Source organism: Curtanaerobium respiraculi (assembly GCF_024609215.1).
GTDB lineage: Bacteria > Actinomycetota > Coriobacteriia > Coriobacteriales > Eggerthellaceae > Curtanaerobium > Curtanaerobium respiraculi.
Genome location: NZ_JANIPD030000016.1, coordinates 1 through 18669, shown reverse-complemented (window position 1 = coordinate 18669; position 18669 = coordinate 1). Strand labels below are relative to the sequence as shown.

At 59.2% G+C, this 18669-nt stretch carries 17 protein-coding genes and 1 pseudogene; 4 read left to right on the top strand and 14 right to left on the bottom strand.

Annotated elements, in window-relative coordinates:
- From NOV21_RS06240 to NOV21_RS06190, 11 genes and pseudogenes are all read right to left on the bottom strand, one after another.
- Positions 1 to 800, bottom strand: a pseudogene (locus tag NOV21_RS06240) (hydrolase Nlp/P60); the annotation flags it as partial.
- On the bottom strand, positions 797 to 3214 hold the full coding sequence (locus tag NOV21_RS06235; protein WP_283171684.1) for a VirB4-like conjugal transfer ATPase, CD1110 family: 2418 nt from the start codon (positions 3212 to 3214) through the stop codon (positions 797 to 799). The pseudogene NOV21_RS06240 and the gene NOV21_RS06235, both read right to left, overlap by 4 nt.
- A gap of 52 nt (positions 3215 to 3266) precedes the next feature.
- On the bottom strand, positions 3267 to 3689 hold the full coding sequence (locus tag NOV21_RS06230; protein ID WP_283171683.1) for a PrgI family protein: 423 nt from the start codon (positions 3687 to 3689) through the stop codon (positions 3267 to 3269).
- Positions 3690 to 3698: 9 nt separating this feature from the next.
- On the bottom strand, positions 3699 to 3914 hold the full coding sequence (locus NOV21_RS06225; RefSeq protein ID WP_114556962.1) for a hypothetical protein: 216 nt from the start codon (positions 3912 to 3914) through the stop codon (positions 3699 to 3701).
- Between the two features lie 51 nt (positions 3915 to 3965).
- A complete protein-coding gene (locus NOV21_RS06220) occupies positions 3966 to 5699 on the bottom strand; it encodes a VirD4-like conjugal transfer protein, CD1115 family (protein WP_283171681.1) in 1734 nt (577 codons plus the stop codon).
- A complete protein-coding gene (locus NOV21_RS06215) occupies positions 5696 to 6247 on the bottom strand; it encodes a hypothetical protein (protein ID WP_283171680.1) in 552 nt (183 codons plus the stop codon). Before NOV21_RS06215 ends, NOV21_RS06220 begins: the two co-directional genes overlap by 4 nt.
- Before the next feature lie 9 nt (positions 6248 to 6256).
- Positions 6257 to 6985 carry a hypothetical protein gene (locus tag NOV21_RS06210; RefSeq protein WP_283171679.1) on the bottom strand — a complete coding sequence of 243 codons (729 nt, stop codon included), beginning with the start codon at positions 6983 to 6985 and terminating at the stop codon, positions 6257 to 6259.
- A gap of 150 nt (positions 6986 to 7135) precedes the next feature.
- Positions 7136 to 7930 (bottom strand): ATP-binding protein, encoded by a 795-nt coding sequence (locus tag NOV21_RS06205; protein ID WP_283171678.1) that lies wholly within the window; start codon positions 7928 to 7930, stop codon positions 7136 to 7138.
- On the bottom strand, positions 7927 to 8367 hold the full coding sequence (locus NOV21_RS06200; protein ID WP_283171677.1) for a helix-turn-helix domain-containing protein: 441 nt from the start codon (positions 8365 to 8367) through the stop codon (positions 7927 to 7929). Before NOV21_RS06200 ends, NOV21_RS06205 begins: the two co-directional genes overlap by 4 nt.
- The gene (locus NOV21_RS06195) at positions 8354 to 8611 is read right to left on the bottom strand and encodes a MerR family transcriptional regulator (RefSeq protein WP_283171676.1); all 258 of its coding nucleotides are present in this window, start codon (positions 8609 to 8611) and stop codon (positions 8354 to 8356) included. The genes NOV21_RS06200 and NOV21_RS06195 overlap by 14 nt, the downstream gene beginning before the upstream one ends.
- Before the next feature lie 157 nt (positions 8612 to 8768).
- On the bottom strand, positions 8769 to 9086 hold the full coding sequence (locus NOV21_RS06190) for a helix-turn-helix domain-containing protein (RefSeq protein ID WP_283171675.1): 318 nt from the start codon (positions 9084 to 9086) through the stop codon (positions 8769 to 8771).
- 283 nt (positions 9087 to 9369) lie between these two features.
- Between NOV21_RS06190 and NOV21_RS06185 the strand changes: the two genes are divergently transcribed.
- Together NOV21_RS06185 and NOV21_RS06180 are read left to right on the top strand one after the other, a co-directional pair.
- Positions 9370 to 11901 carry a hypothetical protein gene (locus NOV21_RS06185; protein WP_283171674.1) on the top strand — a complete coding sequence of 844 codons (2532 nt, stop codon included), beginning with the start codon at positions 9370 to 9372 and terminating at the stop codon, positions 11899 to 11901.
- Positions 11898 to 12296, top strand: coding sequence for a hypothetical protein (locus NOV21_RS06180; protein WP_283171673.1), 399 nt, complete (start codon positions 11898 to 11900; stop codon positions 12294 to 12296). The genes NOV21_RS06185 and NOV21_RS06180 overlap by 4 nt, the downstream gene beginning before the upstream one ends.
- Positions 12297 to 12979: 683 nt before the next feature.
- Here NOV21_RS06180 and NOV21_RS06175 read toward each other — a convergent pair.
- Positions 12980 to 13231: a hypothetical protein gene (locus tag NOV21_RS06175; protein ID WP_283171781.1), complete on the bottom strand. Its 252-nt coding sequence runs from the start codon at positions 13229 to 13231 to the stop codon at positions 12980 to 12982.
- Between the two features lie 200 nt (positions 13232 to 13431).
- On the opposite strand from NOV21_RS06175, the gene NOV21_RS06170 reads away from it, so the two are divergent.
- Both NOV21_RS06170 and NOV21_RS06165 read left to right on the top strand, forming a co-directional pair.
- Entirely contained in the window at positions 13432 to 14820 is a 1389-nt protein-coding gene (locus tag NOV21_RS06170; protein WP_283171672.1) for an AlbA family DNA-binding domain-containing protein, read from the top strand.
- A 74-nt stretch (positions 14821 to 14894) separates the two neighbouring features.
- Positions 14895 to 16142, top strand: a complete 1248-nt coding sequence (locus NOV21_RS06165; RefSeq protein ID WP_283171671.1) for a hypothetical protein — start codon at positions 14895 to 14897, stop codon at positions 16140 to 16142.
- 100 nt (positions 16143 to 16242) lie between these two features.
- Here the strand turns inward: NOV21_RS06165 and NOV21_RS06160 are convergent, their stop codons facing one another.
- Both NOV21_RS06160 and NOV21_RS06155 read right to left on the bottom strand, forming a co-directional pair.
- The gene (locus NOV21_RS06160; RefSeq protein ID WP_283171670.1) at positions 16243 to 17193 is read right to left on the bottom strand and encodes a hypothetical protein; all 951 of its coding nucleotides are present in this window, start codon (positions 17191 to 17193) and stop codon (positions 16243 to 16245) included.
- A gap of 1033 nt (positions 17194 to 18226) precedes the next feature.
- The coding region (locus NOV21_RS06155) for a helix-turn-helix domain-containing protein (protein WP_346428553.1) at positions 18227 to 18669 on the bottom strand (443 nt) is incomplete at its 5' end.

The window sequence follows — 18669 nt, the reverse complement described above, 5'->3', positions numbered from 1 at the left end:
GCGGGATGCCCGTACTCCTCCTGGCACTCCAGCGCCGCCTCCACCATCTCGGAGGTGATGTAGGGAGGAAGGCCGAGGCTGTTGGCCGCCTGGGCCTGCGCCTCGTTGTCCCAAAAGCCGAAGAGCGAGCTCACGAGCTGGCCCGCGAGGAGCGCGGCGAGGACGACACAGAGCGCGGCGGCCAGCACGCCCGCCACGGGGGCTGCTGCGGACGACGCTGCGGCGACGATGCCCTTGGAGCCCGCCGCTTCCGACGCCTTCGCGGCTGTCGCCGTCTTGCCGGCGGCGGCCTGCGCCTCGTGCGCCTTCTCCCAGGTGCGCCTCGACTGCACCTTCCTGCGGGCGCGCTCGGCTCGGCTTCCTCGCTTGCCCCGCTTCCGGGAGAGGTCCTTATCGCGCGCCTTGAGGCGGTTCCGTACCGCCTCGGCCGAATGGGCGGCTGCCTGAGCCCCGCGCTCCATGCCGGAGACGCCCTCGAGCTCGTCGGAGTCGTCGGCCTCGTCGACGGCGGCGTCTGCGAGGAGCGCCCTCACGTGAGCGCGCCCCTGTATGGCCGCCTTGGTCCTCTCGGCCTCACCCTCTTCGGGCTTCGCCTTCGCGGCTGCCCGACGCGGGGGTCGGGAAGGGGCCGCATGCCGTCTCGCGTTCGGGCGCCCTTCCCCGCCGCGCACGATGCCGGCAGAGACCGCGTCGGTCCTGCCCGCCCGCGCCATGGCGGCCGGGTCCGTCTCCGCGTGCGCGAGGCTCTGCGAGCCCTCCTGCCCGTGCGTCTCCGCCATAGTCTCGGCCGCGTCGGTCATCGGGCGCCGGCCTTCCTGGCCCGCGCCCTCGCGGCGAACTCGGAGGCCTTCTTCATGGCGGCTATCTCCTCGGGCTTGGTGTTGAAGAGGTCGTAGAGCGCGCCCTTCGGGAAGTCGTCCTTGATGGGGATGCGCGCGCCGCCGGCCACGAGCAGGCCCTCGCCGGCCTTGATGGACTCGTCGAGGTAGCCCGCCTCCTGCGCCGAGAGGTCGAGGAGGTCCGCCCACGCCTTGCGGTCGAGCGGAGACTGCTTGTGGAGCAGGATGAAGTCGGAGTTGAGCACCATGTTGCGCGCCTCCTCGTGCTCGAGCATGTAGACGCTGTTCTGCGTGATGCCCGTGCAGACGAGGTTGAACTTGCGCCCCTCTGCCCAGAACTTCGAGAAGTACGAGATGACCGAAGGGTGGCCGAAGAGGCTCTGCACCTCGTCGATGTAGAGCCAGGTGGTGACGCCGCGCTCGAAGTTGTAGTACATGCGGTTGCGCACGCACTCGAGCACCGCGACGATGCCGAAGGCGCGCATGTTCTCCGAAAGGTCCTTGAAGTCGATGTTGGTGATGCGACGCTCGAAGGTGACGTTGCTCTCGTGGTTGAAGAACGATAGCGCACCCTTGACGTAGCGCTCGTAGCGCAGGGCGATCTCTGCCGCCTCGCGCTCGGGCTGGATTAGCAGCTCCTCGTAGAAGTCGCCGAGCAGCGGCAGCCTTCCCTTGTCGGCGCATCCCTCGTAGGAGAGCTCCACGCAGCGGCTGATGATGGACTTGTCCGCCTCGGGCAGCCCCTGGCTCCCCTCCGCCATGGTGGCAGACGACAGCGCCAGGAAGGCGTCTATCTTGAACGCCATCTGCGAGGCCGTGGACTGGTGGGCCACGTCGGAGAGGTCGAAGGGGTTCAGGTGCGTGCCGGCGTCCGGCGCGAAGCGTATGCACTCGCCGCCGTTGCCGGTGACGACGGGACTGTACTCGCCTGCGGGGTCGAGGATGATGATCTCGTCCTCCGGGTAGGCCAGTATCGTGTTCTCGATCTCGCGCTTCACGGAGAACGACTTGCCCGATCCCGGCTTGCCCGCGACGAAGCCCATGGGGCTCGCGAGGAGCTTGCGGTTGCAGAGCACGAGGTTGGAGGACTGCTTGTTCTGCCCGTAGTAGCCGCCGCCCTCCTGCGCGAGCTCCTGGGTGGCGAAGGGCATCTGCACGGCGACCTGCGCCGTCGTCATCATCCGGGACACCTCCACGTGGTTGTGCCCCAGGGGCAGTATGGAGTTCATGCCCTCGCGCTGGCGGTAGTCGAGCGCCTCGGCCTCGATGGAGTGCTGGCGCGCGGTGGAGACGATCTGGTCCACCTGGTCGTCGAGCTCATCGCGCGTCGCCGCGTAGGTGTAGACGAGCCCCGTGTAGACGAAGAGGCGCTGGTTCTTGTTCTGCAGGTGGTCGAGGAGGTCCTCGGCCTCCTCCTTCGAGTACTTGAGCTCGCTGGGCAGGATCTGGAAGTCGTAGCCCTTCTTCACCGCGCCCATCTGCTCGTCGATGATCTCCTTGTCCATCCACGCCAGGCGGGTCTTCACGAAGGCCACGGCGCGGGCCTTGTCGATGGCCTGCACGTGGAGCGAGACGGAGAGCGGCATGGGCAGGTCGATGATGTCGGCGAGGCAGCGGTCGGTGAGCTCGCTGCCGAACCGGCGCAGCACGAGGACCTGGCACCAGGTGCCGTCGCTCGTGAAGCAGCTGCCCGAGCCCTCGGGCTTGAAGTCGAGGGAGGCGGGGCACACGAAGTCCTTGGCCGTGAGGCTGGAGGCTCCGCCTACGGCGTCCCACGAGAACGAGAAGGGGCGTCCTGGCCTCAGCTGGGAGCTGATGGCTCGAAGGCGCTCCTCGCCGTCGAGGATGCGCGCGTCGCTCCTGATCTTCGCGAGCGTCTGCATGGCGTCGCCCCTCATGCGCGCGAGCTTGGGGACGGCGGCCTCCACGCTCTCGGCCCCCGTCGAGAAGGTCAGCAGGCGCTGGCGCGTGAGGTTGGAGACCCCCTCGCGCATCTTGTCGTTGAGTATTCGGTTGTACTCGCGCGCGAGCGGCGCGGTGTCCGGGTCGGCCTCCGGGAAGAACTCGCGGTTGCCTATCTCGGAGGCGGGGATGGGCGTGTTGGCCACCGTGACCTGCACGCAGCTCTCGGTCCCGAAGTAGTCGAAGAGCTGGCACCAGCCGGAGAAGACGGCCTTCTTTCCCTCCTCGCGGGCGCTCTGGTAGCTGATGTCGTCGAAGGCCACGGTCTGGGAGAAGAGGCCCTCCTCGACCTGGCAGATGCCGTCTCTGTACATGAGGTCGAAGCCCACTGCTCCGTAGACGTCGCGCGCCGCGCGGCGGCGTCGGCGCTGCTCGGCGGTCTGGTCGGTGAGCTGGCGCTCCTGCTCCCTCATGCGCCGCTCGATGGAGCGGCTGCGCGAGGCACCCTTCCGGCCGCCATCCTCCTTAGTGCCTTTGCGTTTCCAAAGTGGGTTCACGTCTCTCGGCCCCCTTCCTCCTCGATGCCCTCTTGGCCCTGCGGTCGCACTTGGCGCATGCGATGCCCGGCGCGAGCGCGCCCGTGCGCGCGGCCGTCGAGTAGCAGACCTTACCGTCGCCCAGGACGTGCGCCAGGTAGAGCGGGATGAACTTCTCGGCCTTCATGCCCTTCGGCCGCCAGAAGCCGGCGAGCCAGAACGGCATCGAGGCCGCCATGACGGGAAACGTCGCATCGGACACCTCCACGCCCAGCCCGAAGTGGGCGGCGGCCGCGGCCCCGACCGAGGCGGTCAGCCCGCCGACGACGCACGCGAGCGTGCGCGCGGAGAGCTTGCCGACGACCTTCTCGGTGTACTCGGATATGTCCTTGTGGACGATCACGCTCAGCATGGGCGCGCCCTACGCGGGGAGCCACGACGTGTCGAGCATGCCGAAGTAGACCGCCGCGGCGACGATGATGGCGCCGCCTGCGATGGTCGAGATGGCGCTCGCTATCTGCGAGCCGCCCTGCTGCTCTCTGATGGCGAGTCCCAGCGAGACGGCTCCCCACACGATGAGGAACCCTCCCAGGAAGGTCACGCATCCCGAAACGAGCGTGATGATCTGCGAAAGCATGTGCTCCTTCTCCTTGTCTCCCATACGCGGCTCCGTCCGCCGCGCGTTTTGCTAGCTCACTTGCCGCGCGGCATCGCGGCGCGCCTCGAGGTAGGCCTTGAAGTCGAACGGCTCCGCGAACCTCGCGCCGGGATGCCCCGGGTAGGCCTCCGGCCACATGGGGTGGCGCGTGATGTCGTACTTTCTGTCCTTGAGCGGCATGGCGCCCGCGATGAGCACGAGGGCGGTGTCGCGTGGCAGGCGCGCCACCTCCGAGCCCTGCACGAGGTCGCGCTCGAGGGTGTTCCAGTTGCGCGTCGAGCCGGGCGTGGCGCCTCTGCTCTCGTTCCAGGTGAGGGTGTCGACGGTCTCCTTGCCCACGGACTCCGAGATCTCCTTGACCGTGTCGGTGGACTTCCCGCCCAAAAAGAGCGTGGTGTCGCAGCAGTCGACGATGGTGGCCGCGTCGTCCTTGTAGCGTGCCTTGAGCTGTGAGACCGACTGCAGCACGACGGACATCGAGATGTTGCGGCTGCGGATGACGGCGACCATCTTCTCCACGTCCGGCAGGCGCCCGATGTTCGCGAACTCGTCGAAGACGAGGTGAACCGGCACAGGGAGGCTCCCGCCGTGGTCGGCGAGCGCCTTCTTGCAGAGGACGTTCATGGTCTGCCACATCATGATGGCGAAGAGGAAGGAGTAGAGGCTCGAGGTGTCGGACATGACGGCGAACACGGCGCGGCGGCTGCCGTCGCTACCCAGGCGGTCGAGGTGCATCTCGTCATAGGAGACGGGCTCGCCGGTCCTCACCCACGAGAACTCGGAGGACGCCGCGCGGTACGAGATGCGCGAGCCGGCCTCGAAGGAGCCCTCGCGTGCGGTGGACGTACGCATGTAGCGCATGCCTGTCTCGACCTCGCGGAAGAGCAGGTCGAGCGGGCTCATGTAGTCCTCGTCCGTCTCCTTGGCCTTGGCGAGCGAGAGCAGGGTCACGAGCCCCGAGAGCGAGCGGTCCTCGGGCGGACAGTAGCGCACCAGGTAGCCGATGAGCGCCACGTAGAGCAGGCGCTCGGCGTTCTCCCAGAACGGGTCGCCAGTGTGCTCGCGGTCGCCCGTGGTGTTCTCGATGAGGCAGGTCACGAACTCGAGGATGTCGGCCTCGTCGTTGACGTAGGCGAGCGGGCTGTAGTGCATGGAGCGCGAGAAGTCCACGGTGTTGAACGAGAGGACCTCGTAGCCGTGGGCCTCGAGCATCCGCCCCATGCGGGGCAGCGTCTCGCCCTTTGGGTCGGTCACGAGGTAGTCGGAGTTCATCTGCATGATGTTGGGCTCCACGTAGCCGCGGGTCTTGCCCGATCCGGAGCCGCCCACGACGAGCACGTTGCGGTTGCGCTCGTAGCGCCTGTCGCGGTCCTCGCGCGAGAGCGCCAGCGCGAAGTTCTCGGTGAGGATGATGTTGCGCTCGGGGTGCTTGGTATCGGCGAAGCGCCTTCCCTCGCGGCGCGTGCCCCAGCGGGCGCTGCCGTGCTCCTCGCCGGCGCGCTCGCCCGGGCGGTGCGTGAGCGAGTAGGCCCATAAGGCCCAGATGCCGCAGGCGGCGAGCAGCGCCGCAACGAGGGCGGCGGGTTTCGTGGTGAACGGGAGATTGCTCGATGCGAAGTCGGGGAGGGCCTCGAGGGCCCTCTGGAGGTTTCTGGTGGGCTCGCCGGAAAGCGAAACGAGGCAGCTTGCGTAGGCGTTGGCGAATAGCGCCGCCGCGACGGAGCCCGCCGCGGTCAGGGCGAGGGGCGCGCCGCGCCGCCTCACCTGCTCCTCGCTTCCTCGAAGCGCGGGTCGCGCGCCCTCTGGCGTGCCCTGGTCGCGCCCTTCTCGAGCGCCTCGGATGCCTCGCGGGCGTCCTTCGCGCGCTCGTCGAGCGTGCGGGCGTCGCGCTGCTCCTCGGCCCTGCCCCTTATCTTCTCGGACGCGCGCTCGCGCGCCGCGTCGGTCTCGTGCGAGAGCTCGCCCAGGGCATCGGCGACCTCCTGGGCGTCCTCGACGCGGAAGAGGAGGCACTCGCGCTTGGCTGCCTGGTCCTCGAACCAGGCGCTCTCAACGCCCTTGGACTTGAGCTTGGACTCCACGGCCGCCTTGGCGGCGTCACGGTCCTCGAGCTCCTCGAACTCGTGCATATCGAGCCGCGCCCACTCCACGCCGGCGTCCGCGGGCTCGGTCCTCGCCTCGCTCGCATGGGCGAACGCGCGGGACATGCCCCTGGATCGGTATATCATCGCCCGCTCTCCGGCCCTCTCGCTGATGCGGAAGACCGTGTCGAAGAGCTTCTCGCCGGAATCGTCGCCGAAGTCGTCTGCCATGGCGCGTTCCTAGAGGTCCCTGCCGGGAAGCGGTGCGGGAGCCGGGCGCGAGCCGATCTCTGCAGCGGCCTCGCGGCTCTCCGCCGCGCGGGCGGCAAGCCCGTCTCCGCGTCCCGCCGTGCGCAGGCGTACGCCCAGCGCCAGCGACTGCGCCGCCGGCTCGGCCTCCTCGGGCGATGCCGGGGAGAGGTACTTCTCCATTTCCTCGGGTTCCTTGGCGAGCGCGTCCACGGCGTAGTCGCGGAAGGTGCCCTTCGCGCCCTCTGCATCGAACTGTCTGGAGAGCTCCGCGAGCCTTCCCGCCAGCTCGGGCGGGCAGAGGTACTCGAGGCGCGTGCACTCAACGGGGAGTGCCGCCCGCATGGAGGCGACGTAGCCCTCGAAGTCGGCGCGCGAGCGCGTGACCATGTGGCTGCAGGAGACGGACTCGAAGTCCTTCCACGTGCCGTTGTCGTTCTTGAGCGTCCAGTACTCGTCTCCGCCGTTCACCTGCTGGATGAATGCGAGGTCCCCGTAGACGACGCCCTGCCTGATGACCCAGATGCCGCTCTCGAAGTACGAGTCGAGCGCGTCCATGTCGGGTGCCGCGACGAAGGCGTAGGGATAGTCCTCGAGGTACGGGTCGTCCTGCCACGCGTAGCCGCCCCGCTTTAGCCAGCCGTTCTCCTGGCACTTCTTCTCGAGTGCCTCGGCGGTCTTCGCGTCGACGGGTTCAAGGCTCCTGGGGTCGGATGTCATGGCGGCTCCGTTCTCTTGTCGGTATGGTGCGGGCCGCCGCGGCCGTGTCTCGCGTCGGCGTGTTTCGCCGGGCGGTCCGCCAAGGGGTGTATACAGCGTGCGCATGTCCGCGCGCTCGCGGCGCGGGGCGCTAGGCCACGCTTAGCCACGCTAGGTTCTGGTTCCTTGTTTCCTCCGCCTGTGGTCGAGATCGGGGAGGGGCACGGGCGTGCACATCTCGGCGAAGCGCGAGGCGATCGCCTCCGCGCTCTCGCGCTCTCCCGCCCTGCCGAGCCTCCTCGCCAGGGCGGCGGGCGCGTACTGCGAGGTCACCACGATCGGGCGCATATCCTCGTAGCGCGCGTTCACCACCTGGAAGATGGTCGTGAGGACCCAGCTGTTGCCGTTCTCCTTGCCGAGGTCGTCCAGGATGAGGAGGTCACACCCGGTGTAGCGCTCCACCCCGCCGGCCGTTGACGCGCCATGCCCGTAGGTCGCCTGGATGGAGTCGAGCATGTCGAGGGTGGTGGTCATGACGACGGAGGCGCCCGCGTAGACGAGCGCGCGTGCGAGCGCGGATGCAGCGTGCGTCTTGCCCGAACCCACGCGCCCGTGGATGTAGAGGCCGTCGCCCCCGTGGGGGTCGAACTCGGCGAGGAAGCGCGCGACCTCGGGGATGGAGGTGCGCGCCCCCGCGAAGCGCCGGGCGACACCGGCTGCGGCCAACTTGCGCGCGACCTCGGCCTCCTTCGACCTGCGCTCCTCGCGTTCTATGCGCTCCTGCTCGATGCGCTCGCCCTCGCATCCGCAGGACTCCGCCGTCACCCAGCGCACGCGCCCCAGGAACTCGGCTCCCAGGGGCGTGAGCTCCTTCCCGCACCAGCGGCACCTCATGGGCTTGGGATCGTCGAAGGCCAGCCCCAGTTCCCTCGCTTTTTCTGGAGTGAGAAACGCGTTTTCTCTCATGTCTTCGCTTTCCCCTTTCCTCTTGGGTGACGAGCCGTCACCGGTGCCCCCGACGAGCCGTCGGGGTTGAGCGCCCCGTCGTCTGACGTCTCGTCGGGGAGTGACGATTCGTCAGGGGGTGACGGCATGTCATGGACGGCATCGCCCAGGCGGTAGCTCCTCGTGACGTTTCCCGAGGGCGAGGTGCGGGTGCCCATCTGCACGACGAGACCGCGCGACACCAGCTCGTTCACTGAGCGCGTGACCGTGCGCGCCGTCGTCCCCAGGAACTCGGCGGTCTTGGTCCTGCTCTCGTAGAACTCCGAGGTGCCGTCCCGGCAGAAGCCGTAGATGCGCGCGAAAACGCTGAGCGTCACGCCGGAGAGCCCGAGTGATTTCCACATGAACTGGTAGACGACGATGAAGCGTTCCTCGGCGGGCGTTTCAGCGCGCGCCATGCTCGGCCCTTCTCACTTCGCTCACGAGGCGGGAGTTGCGGTCGACCCACTCCGCGAGCTCCCTGCGCGCGATGAACATGCCGCGCATGCGGGTGAACAGGCGCCTGAACGGCAGGGGGTCAAGTTCCCGGTACGCGAGGTCGCGCACCGCGTTCTCGCTCACCTGTATGAGCGCTGCCACATCCTGGGTGGTGTAGAAGTCCTTGAGAGGAACCTGCGGCTTGGTCTGTTTGGCTGCTGTCATTGCCGAGTCACCCCTTCGGTTGCTCGCCTTGCGTCCTCCCCGCGACCAGCGCTGGGCGGCAGGCGGCGAGGCGAGCGCGAGGGGGCGTCGAGCCCTGGGGTTGTGGCGATGCGGCGAGTTTTTCTCGCAAGGAGGCGCGCGGCCATGGGATTCCCGATCAGATGTCGTTGCCCATGGCGCGCAGCGTCTCGTCTAGCTCGTCTTTCCTGACACGCAGAAGTCTCCCTATCCTTATGGCGGGGATCTTCTGCCGCTCGATGAGCTTGTAGACCGACGTCTTCGATACGCGCAGGTATTCCGCGACCTGCGGCACGTCCATGAGGCCGTCGGGCAGGTCGTACGTTTCGGATGTCGAGGAGGCAGCAGATCCCCGTATCTCCGCCCCGACATTCTCGCGGCTTTCAGCATCATTATCTGATATCCCCCGATGGACTGGGAACGCCTCGCGTGGCATCTTGAGGATGTCGTCTCTCATGGGATGGCCTACCGCCTCTCGTCTTGCATCTGGTGCCCTTGGGTCGCAACAAGGCCCAAGGAGTCGCGTCTTTTGGACGTGACAAGCAGAGAGATACCTGTTGGAAAGCGCGTGTGCAAAGCCACAAGGGGCGTTAGGCCACGCTAAGCCACGCTAGGTTGCGGTTTGGAGAAGACTTTGCTCCAAGCGCTGTCACCAAATGCGACGTACTCGACATTACTATTCATCTTGAGTAATAAAATGAATATAAAAACTGATAATAATGCTACGAAAGGTTGTAGCCGTGGCAACTGATACGAGGCTTTCAGAGGGAACATTCAAGAAGTGCGATATGCACGTGCATTCAAGCTCGTGCTATAGCAGAAGTTACGACGAGGCGTCTTTCCTGTCGAAGGTACTGAGCAGCGACCTCGATGTGTTGGCAGTGACGGATCACAACAATATAGATGTCGAATTGCTGAAAAGCCTGCATTCTGAGCTGAATGCGAAGGGAAAGACGCTCATCGGTGGTGTCGAAATCAATATCAAGCTGAAGCAATCGACAATAGACATGTACCATCTCACCCTCGGCAATGGGAAGAAAGGCAACTACTTCCATGCCATTGTCTGGTTCGACATGAACAAGGCAGCAAAGATGGCGGACATAATCAAAAACCTATTCGTAGACGCGATATTGAAGGGCTCTAACCCAAATGGACTGACGGAGGATAGGCTCCGCTCGCTTTCAAGCAAGGATTTTTCTAAGCAGACTGAGGGAATCGCAATTTATCTTGAGGACTTCCAAAAAGAAGCGTCTGTGCTCCAGCACTTCTTCATCCCCCACGAGAACAAAGACAGAAGTCTATCCCAATACCTGCCGAATAGCTCGCATGCGAATGGGGATTACAAGGATAGGCTCTTCTACTACAGTCATGCCATGGCGGTAGAAGGCGGAGAGAAGAGTCGTAAACACATTTCAAGAGATTTGGCGCACGAACTCAACACGACGGTTGCCGCGCTTCTGTTTAGCGACGCAAAGGCTCTCGACGAAATTGGATCGAAGTTCACGTGGATAGACTTTGACGGCGACCTTGAATCGCTCCTACTTGCGATAAGCGACCCAGAAAGCCGAATTAGGACCTCGGACCGATATCCAATGCTGCCGCAGACGAACACTGCAGGGTTCTTAAAGTCAGTGTCCTTTGATGTGATTCGCAACGATGGAAGTCGTCATGTATCCACCTTGCCCTTTACACCAGGCTACAACGGCATTGTCGGATCGAGGGGAAGTGGCAAGACGCTGCTTGCGAGCTTGCTTGCTGGGAAGGGGCTAGACACATACGCCAAGATTGTGGATACAGACAGCGTCAAGTTTACGACCTATGGAGGCACGCCGTCGACGGACCACCCGCAGTGCTTGTACCTTGGTCAGGGAGAGCTTGAATGCATTTTTAGGGATGGCAAATACGAGGAAATTCCTTTTTTAAACGAGAGAATCTCGCCACTGAAGCAGTCTGCAGAAAACGAGTCGAAGAAGGCGAAAAAACGTCTCAATGACGTCATTTATCTTGAGAAGAATCTGCTACTCGCCTTCAACACAAAATATAGTTCGGGCTCCGTCCATATGGACCACCTCGACAGCGAAGCTCCCTCAGGCATCTCGATTGCAACGCCTACACGTCCAGACAAAGAGATTCCCAAAATCAATCAGGCTAAGACGGAGTTGGACGAGATGCTGGAGTCTTTGGAGGCTGCGCTTAATACATCAGCCTCCGTATCGTTCAAAAACACCTACCCTGAGGACAAGGAGCTTTTCGCCTCCTTGGAAACCGAGGTACGTTCTATCGAGAAGGAGCTGTCAAATCTGAAGCAGAAGACCACCCGTCTATCTAACCTTCTGGAAGGTATCAATTCCAACTGGTTCGATAATCGTGAACAGCTCATAACGGAGTTCTTCTCCACGGCTCGTAAATACAATAGCGAAAGCGGCTCAACAGCACTTACGCAGTACCGCGAGAAAACACGCGAAGTTGCGGCATTTTTCGATGATCTTGTCGAGCTCAGACTTTCTCTGAAGTGGCTTAGCAGTGAGGCTCAAAGCGCTTACGAAAAGATGCATAGCCCAATAGAGCCAGTTGAGCTTAATGACGGCGAAGATTCCATTGTCATTAGCCTTGCTTATAGCGAAGAGACGACGTTCGACGATAAGTTTGGTGAGCTTCTGAGCAGCCGCTCTGGCCGAGATTCTCAGACGCTCGTTGAGGCATTCCTGCATACACACGACAGCAATGAGATGCATGCAAGGTTTAACGGCACCAAGTTCAGAGGTGTGTCAGAGCAGCCCCTCAAAGAGCATTACGAAAAGTTCTTCGATCTGCTTAACAATGCAGTTGCTGAGTCCGATAAGTTGAAGACGGACATAACAGTTAACGGTAAGCAGGTTAATGACATGTCTCCAGGCACAAAAGCACAGGCACTTTTGAAACTGTTCCTGAACGATGGGGTCGTCGAGGGAAAGTCGATGTACATCGTTCTTGACCAACCGGAAGATAATCTTGACGTAGCGACCATAAAAGATTTCCTAATCGACAGGTTGAAGAAGCTCAAGTTCGATATTCAACTTTTCGTAGTAAGCCATTCGGCGCCAGTTATCGTCAACGGCGACGCTCGCAACGTCATCGTGTGCGAAAACGACGAAGATAATTTCAGCTATGTTCACGGTGCAATGAATGACGGAACGATAAAGCAGAAGATTGCTGACGTTCTCGACGGCGGTGAACGGTACCTAAAGATGCGTCTGAACAAATACAATTTCCAAGTAGGTGACGAGAGATGATTACGTGTGATGAGTCTGGCAGCATAGTCGTCAAAATTGATGACGCCGCATACGACCTTTCGAATTCAGAGCAGTATGCGGACTTTCTGTTTTGGGTGACTTCACCTGAAAAGAATGCAGTACCTGACGAAGGTGCAACACCTGACGAGAATGCAGCACCTGACGATAATGAGATGCCTGATAAAAAGCCGACCATTGATGACGATGTGTTTAAGGTTGATGACAATATTCCAAAGGAATATCGTGCGAAAGCATCCAGATATGCAGAATTTCTTATAGAGTACGCTCACAGAAGGCAGGACAAGCTAGCTGAGATGGCTAAAACACTCCCGACAGAGCAGCGGGAAAAAGAGATTCAAGCGTTTATCAAACGCCTGAAGGGTGAAGAAGCATAGGTCCAAGACGCTGCTTTGTGGATATGCGACCAATGTAGCCACCCAAGATACGAGTATGCGCGTTTCCCCAGTTCAGCGCCATCACTCTTCACTCGGAATTTGTCACTCTTGGGTCGGGGGGTGCCCCACCCCGCCTGCCCCTCTTCAGCCCATGTAGTCAGTTGCGCGCAACCGAACTGCGTTTCCGCAGTTCAGACGCGTCGCTCTTCGGTCGGGCGAAAATACTCCCTTCAAGTGACTACAGAGCGTGTAGTCACCGCTGACTACAGGGCGACTACACGGTTCTTGCGATAGGAGAGTAGAAGAAGCCCCAGCTCACCCATACCGCTGACTACATCAAAACGGGGCATGTAACAATCGAGTGGGAGTAGGGAAATAGCCCATTTCATCTAGTCTCATCCTGCACGTCTAGTCGCGGTGGTTAGCAACTAGTGCCCTGTATTGGACAAAGCCACCGGGACTTTTGGGGAGTGACAAACGCCAGAAAGCCCCGGAGTCTTCGGATTTAAGGGCCTATTCTATGGGTGCTAACCTGCGGAAATACTCTTCGCTCAATCGTGCTGGGGTGACGCGTTGCGACTTGTTGCAAAGAGAAGCGACTAGATGCCAAAACATGCCAAAGCGAGAAGAGTATTTTCATCGCGTTTTTTAGCCGCATGCCCGTTTTGAGCTGAGTCATGTAGTCACCCCGCTTTTTCAGCCCTCCATTTTGCAAAACCGCAGGTAGGAGTGAAGAGTAACAAATCGTGAAAATCCGCGATTCCCGGCGATTTCGGGCTGTTTTCGAGCCCTTCGGAGAGCTGTTTGTCGCTCTCAACACTGTGTGCAATAGGCGATTTTGGACCTATTTTCGGCCTCGAAAACCGGCGATAGTAATGCAAGAGTGACGATTCCTCTGCAATCGTTGCAACATTCAATTGCGGTTGTACATCCATGTTTAATTTCTGCGGATGTCAAGCATGGCGTTCAGGGGGAATGTGTCTCGCCATTTGAAGTCCTAGGGCTGTTGTTTAATGCAATTCGCGAAGACATTCAGGAAGCAATTCGCGAATAGCTTCCTGAATGAGTGAATGCTTCCTGAATCATGGTAAAATTTCAACAGAATAAGAACCCTAAATTGAAGTGAGTAATTCGCATGGAAGCCGAACTGTTATTAGAGACAATCGCCCAGGGCGAATCTGCGTCAGTTGAATTTAAGAGGTGCGGAGCTCAACCCGAACAGGATACCTTTGAGACCATCTGTGCGTTTGCCAACCACGTGGGCGGCAACGTCTACCTTGGTGTGGAAGACAACGGGAACGTTAACGGCGTTGCAGTAGGAGCAGCAACAGACATACAGCGCAATATTGCAAACGTCGCGCGCAACCCCAAGCTGTTCGGCCCCGCCGTGATGCTCGAAACCGAGACGGTCTTCGTAAACGGCAAGACCATCGTCCGCATCTGGGTTCCCATGAGCCCTGACGTTCACCGCTATAAAGGCGTCGTGTACGACCGCATCGCCGATGCCGATGTGAAGGTTAGCGCCAGCAGCCAGATTTCGGCCATGTACATCCGCAAGAGCAATCTCGAGACTGAGCGGCGAATCTTTCCATATTTGACGCTAAACGATCTGCATGCAGAGCTTATCGACCGTGCAAGGCAGATGGCCACGGCACGGCGGCCGGGACATCCCTGGGCAGGGTTGGATGACGAGCAGCTCTTGCGGAGTGCCCAGCTTCTAGTCAAGGACTACTCAACAGGACAGGAAGGCCTTACCCTAGCCGCTGGTCTGCTTTTCGGTAGCGATGAGACGATCGGCTCGCTCTGCCCCACCTACAAGACCGACGCCGTGGTCAGGCTGCGCGACGAGGATCGCTACGACGACCGCCTAACGGTGAAGACCAACCTCATCGATGCGTACGACGCCCTCATGGGGTTCTGCGAGCGCAACCTTCCTGATCCCTTTGTCCTCGAGGGTGACATCAGGGTAAGTGTGCGAGGCATCGTGTGCCGTGAGCTCATCTCGAACATGCTCATTCACCGGGAGTTCACGAGTCCCTATCCTGCAAAGCTGGAGATTGACCGTGCAGGGTTGCACACCCAGAACGCCAGCAGGACGTTCTTTGAAGGGAATATCACGCTCAATGACTTTAGCCCGATGCCGAAGAACCCCTCGATCGCCAATGTCTTCACCCAAATAGGCCTTGCAGAGGAGTTGGGTAGCGGCACTCGCAACCTTTTCAAGTACTCACGGAGCTTCATGGGCGGGGACCCGACTCTTGTGGACGGTAATGTTTTCCGCGCGACAGTTCCAGACGTAAATGGAGTTTTGTTCACCGAAGCGACAACTGTCGAGCGACTGGGAGACATTGACCAAGCCATACTGGAGCTCGCGGCATCGCGGTGCAGCTTCACACTTGCGGAGGCAGCTGAGGTAGCCGGAGTTTCCAAGCGCAGCGCCAGTGCTCACATATCCGCGCTCATAGAAGCAGGCAAATTGGTTGGAGAAGGTTCGACGAGGAATCGCGAGTTTCGGAAAGCTTAACCCTGCCATCTGTGTGATGTTAGGGTTCAATTGAGGACTTGGTAATTCTTGGCGGTTGAAGAATGAGACGGGATATGGAGCACCGCGTACATGAATCGATTGGCAATCTTCCAACAGTCAAGAAGCTACGACGAGAAGCGTCGGCTTTTGATGCTCTCGGCTGGTTGTTGAGGAATGAGGATACTAGAAAAACCGCGCGTGATATCACTGAAGAGCTTGACGGACTCGTTTCTCTTGCCGATAACTTCTATCGTCTGCTTGGCCCCAGGAACTGGGTCTTTTCTGATGCCCTTGATCTGGATAGGATGCGCAAAGTTGTCGTACAACCTACACCCGAAGAGGCGGAGCGCGAGCTCATCGAATATCTCAAGGAGAAGGATGCGCTTCACTGGATGATCATCAGGCTGAACCGTTTTCCTGACATGCGATCTCGCATCCCACTTTTGGAAAAGGCGGAGAGAGACTATCTCGAAGGGCGCTACTACAGCTCGGTTCTCGTAACAGTTTCCATGATGGACGGATTTGTAAACGATGCCTTCAAGTCCGAAAGGAAGGGGCTTCACGCAAGGGAAGCAGAGGAGCTTCACTCTAACGATTGCGTCGCTACCGTGTGGGATGGGTTGCCTTCCGTTCAAAAGACATTTACAAGGTCTATATCTGCGAGGGAGGACAAGCCCGTCTACGAGGTCTACCGCAACGGCATCATGCACGGGATGATTACTGACTACGACAACGATGTAGTCGCCTCGAAGGCATGGTGCATGCTGTTCGCCGTGGGAGACTGGGTCGATTCTGTAACCAGGGAGCAAAAAGAGGACGAAGGCAATCGCCAGAGCTTGGGCGAGACACTCAGATACCTCTCCGAGATACGAGAGCGCAACGCAGAGAATGACATAAAGCTGAATGCTTGGAAGAAGCATCAAGTGAATCTCGAGCATCCTATCAGCCCAGACGATGAGGTCCTAAGAAGCTGCAACGACTTCTTGGCGACATGGAAGGCGAAAAACTACGGAGCCTTGGGGTCTTTTTTTCCAAACACCGTGGGTATGACGCCCGGCAAGCTTGCAGGTCAAGCGAGGGAGCTTTACTCACCCCATCCAATCGAAGAATACGAGATCGAGGAGATAGATAGGCCTGCTGCTGCGATTGCTCTTGCAAGGATAAACCTCCGTTTTCAAAACAAAACATGGACTGCACTTATTCGTCTTTGTCGATTCAACGGGGCTGACCTAGCAGCAGAGTGGGAGCCGGGTGCATGGAAAGTGAATGGATACGGAGTCGATCCATTCACCGATATCAGGGAAACGGGGCCCACAAAGTAGATTCTGTCTACTTAGTTACGTGGCACCACAATGCGATTTGCCTACAAAAGACATAAGCGCAGTTCTGCTGTCACCAAACTAGAACCTAGTCTTTGTGGCATTAAGTGTAATTAATCGTTTTCATCCACGAATCTAGGGTCGAGGTAATCTTTTCTAACTGTTGATAATATTTATCTTGAGTTATGCCCAATAGGTCGAAAATGATGTGCCTATAAACTAGGCTGAGCTTGTTGATATAGAGGACGCAATCTTTTCCATCGAACTGTAGATGTTGCTGCTCGCGTTTGATATGCATAATGCGATGCCTATTTTCTTTGAGCTTAAGAAGTAATAGGTCCAGATTGGGTTCATTATCGAAAACCGGTGACCCGTATTGGTCAGCAAGCGCCTTAAGGCAATCTAACAGCAATGTCCCCCTCTTACCTGGGTGCAAATCCTCATATAAACCCTTTTGCTCCTTCAGGATCTCTACCATAGGTTCGGCAAGTTCGGTTAAAAATGCCAGCGGGACATCCATCGGCATGCCGTTATCTGAAACGGCGTATAGGTACATTTGGTTAATGATGTCGAGTTCATCGAGAAGCTTAAGCCATCGTCCGAAAAGTTCGCTTGTCAGAACATCTTGAAATTCTATTAGTTTGATACCGTCAATTTGCAGGTAATCTGCAGAGTCAAAATATTTCAAACGTTTCCGAAGAGCCTCTTTGCGTGCCTTCTCTGCTTCAAAGCCAGACTCATAAGACTCATTTAGGTTGTCTGTGAATTTCAGGTCGACCAACGGGATAAATCTGCCATCGAATAGCATAAGCAGCCGCTCTAATTGATAGAGCGGACCTAATAGACGGCTCCAATACACGAGCTCTGAAGCGACAATTCGGATGGTGCGTTTAGGTCCTTGTGAAATGCTGATGTCGCAACGTACTTCTGTGTCAGCTTTTGGCATACGCGGATCAGATGATTCGGTAATAATTGAGTTGAGCGTTAAAGGCCCTATTGGACCGGATAGGACACCCTTATCTCGTGAATACGTTGCTTCTACCTCAGAGAACATAAACTCGTGCTCCATTCCTACCTTGCCTTTCAACGAAACAATCTAGGTATCTTATATTCTTAATTTGCTAAGTTTAATTGTGCTCTCTTCAAGTAGAGTGGCTCTCTGCTCTCGATGAATACATACGCAGATGTCGTTAGACTCAGGGTGAGGCTAGGATTGCTGGGGAGGATGTGCGCAACTAAAGCCATGGCAACTGATAGCTCCCTTGTAGTCACTAGACATATGAGGATTTGCATTTTCCCAGTTCAAAGCTGTCACTCTTCACTCGGAATTCGTCACTCTTCGGTCGGGGAGCGCCCCACCCCGTCGGCGCCGTTTCCGCCCATGTAGTCAGTTGTGCGCAATCGAACTGCGTTTCCGCAGGTCATACACGTCACTCTTCGGTCGGGCGAAAATACTCCCTTCAAGTGACTACAGAGCGTGTAGTCACCGCTGACTACAGGGTGACTACACGGTTTTCGAGATAGGAGAGTAGAGGAAGTTCCAGCTCACCTGCCCTGCTGACTACATGAAAACGGGCAATGCGACGATTGAGTGGGAATAAGCCGAGGACAGAATTCTAAAGCCACCTGCAACCATTCAGTGCAACGTATGGCGACACACTGCGTTTCAACGGTTGCCACGCCACTTGCAACAAACGGGAATAATAATCCCGAAACAGCCTCCGAAACCGCTTGGAATCGGGGGCTGTTTGCGCTGGTGAGAGGTCGAATTCGATTCGTGGTCACTCTATGGAGTGGCGGGCGTTGGCGCGATTTGGCGCCGCCTGGAGGTTTCCGCTCGCCACGGAGGTCCGCCAAGCCACCCGCAACAATTCCCGAGCGCGAAAACGCTGATTTCCGCCTGATTCGAATCAAACCCGAATCATGGCGCTCCCAGAGGGCCCGAAATCGCAAAACCGCAGGTAAAGCTGGGGGAATAACAAACCGATAATTCACGCTGAAATGCACCGGAACGAAGCCTCCGCGGGCATGAAAAAGCGGCCCGAAGGCCGCTTTTCTGATTCGCAATTATTCCCCGAGTGGCTTGCTCAGACGCCGAATCCGGCCTTCCAGGCGTCGAGCTCCGCCGGGGTGATTTCCCCGGCCTTCTCCGAATCAAGAACGTCCTTCCACGCCTTAATCGCGGCGGCAAGCTTGGGCGACTTCTCCGTCGCGGAGTCGAACCCCAGCACCATCGTCCCGTCGACCTCCATCGGGACGAGCCCAAGCTCCTCGTTGAGCCTGAACAGCAGCTCCAGGGCCTGCCTGGAGGATTCCAGGGGCACTTCCTGCAGCGCCTCGGGAGAGATCGCAAGGGCGGAGGCGATGGCCTGGATCTGGGGCTCTCCCGGAGTCCTATTGCACAGCTCGTAGTTGCGGATGGCGGAGTCTGTCTGCCCGCAGGCGGCGGCGAGCTGCCTCTGCGTCATCCTGCGCATCTTCCTGTACTTCTTTATGAGCTCCCCGGTCTTCAACTTCCCCTCCATGGCGG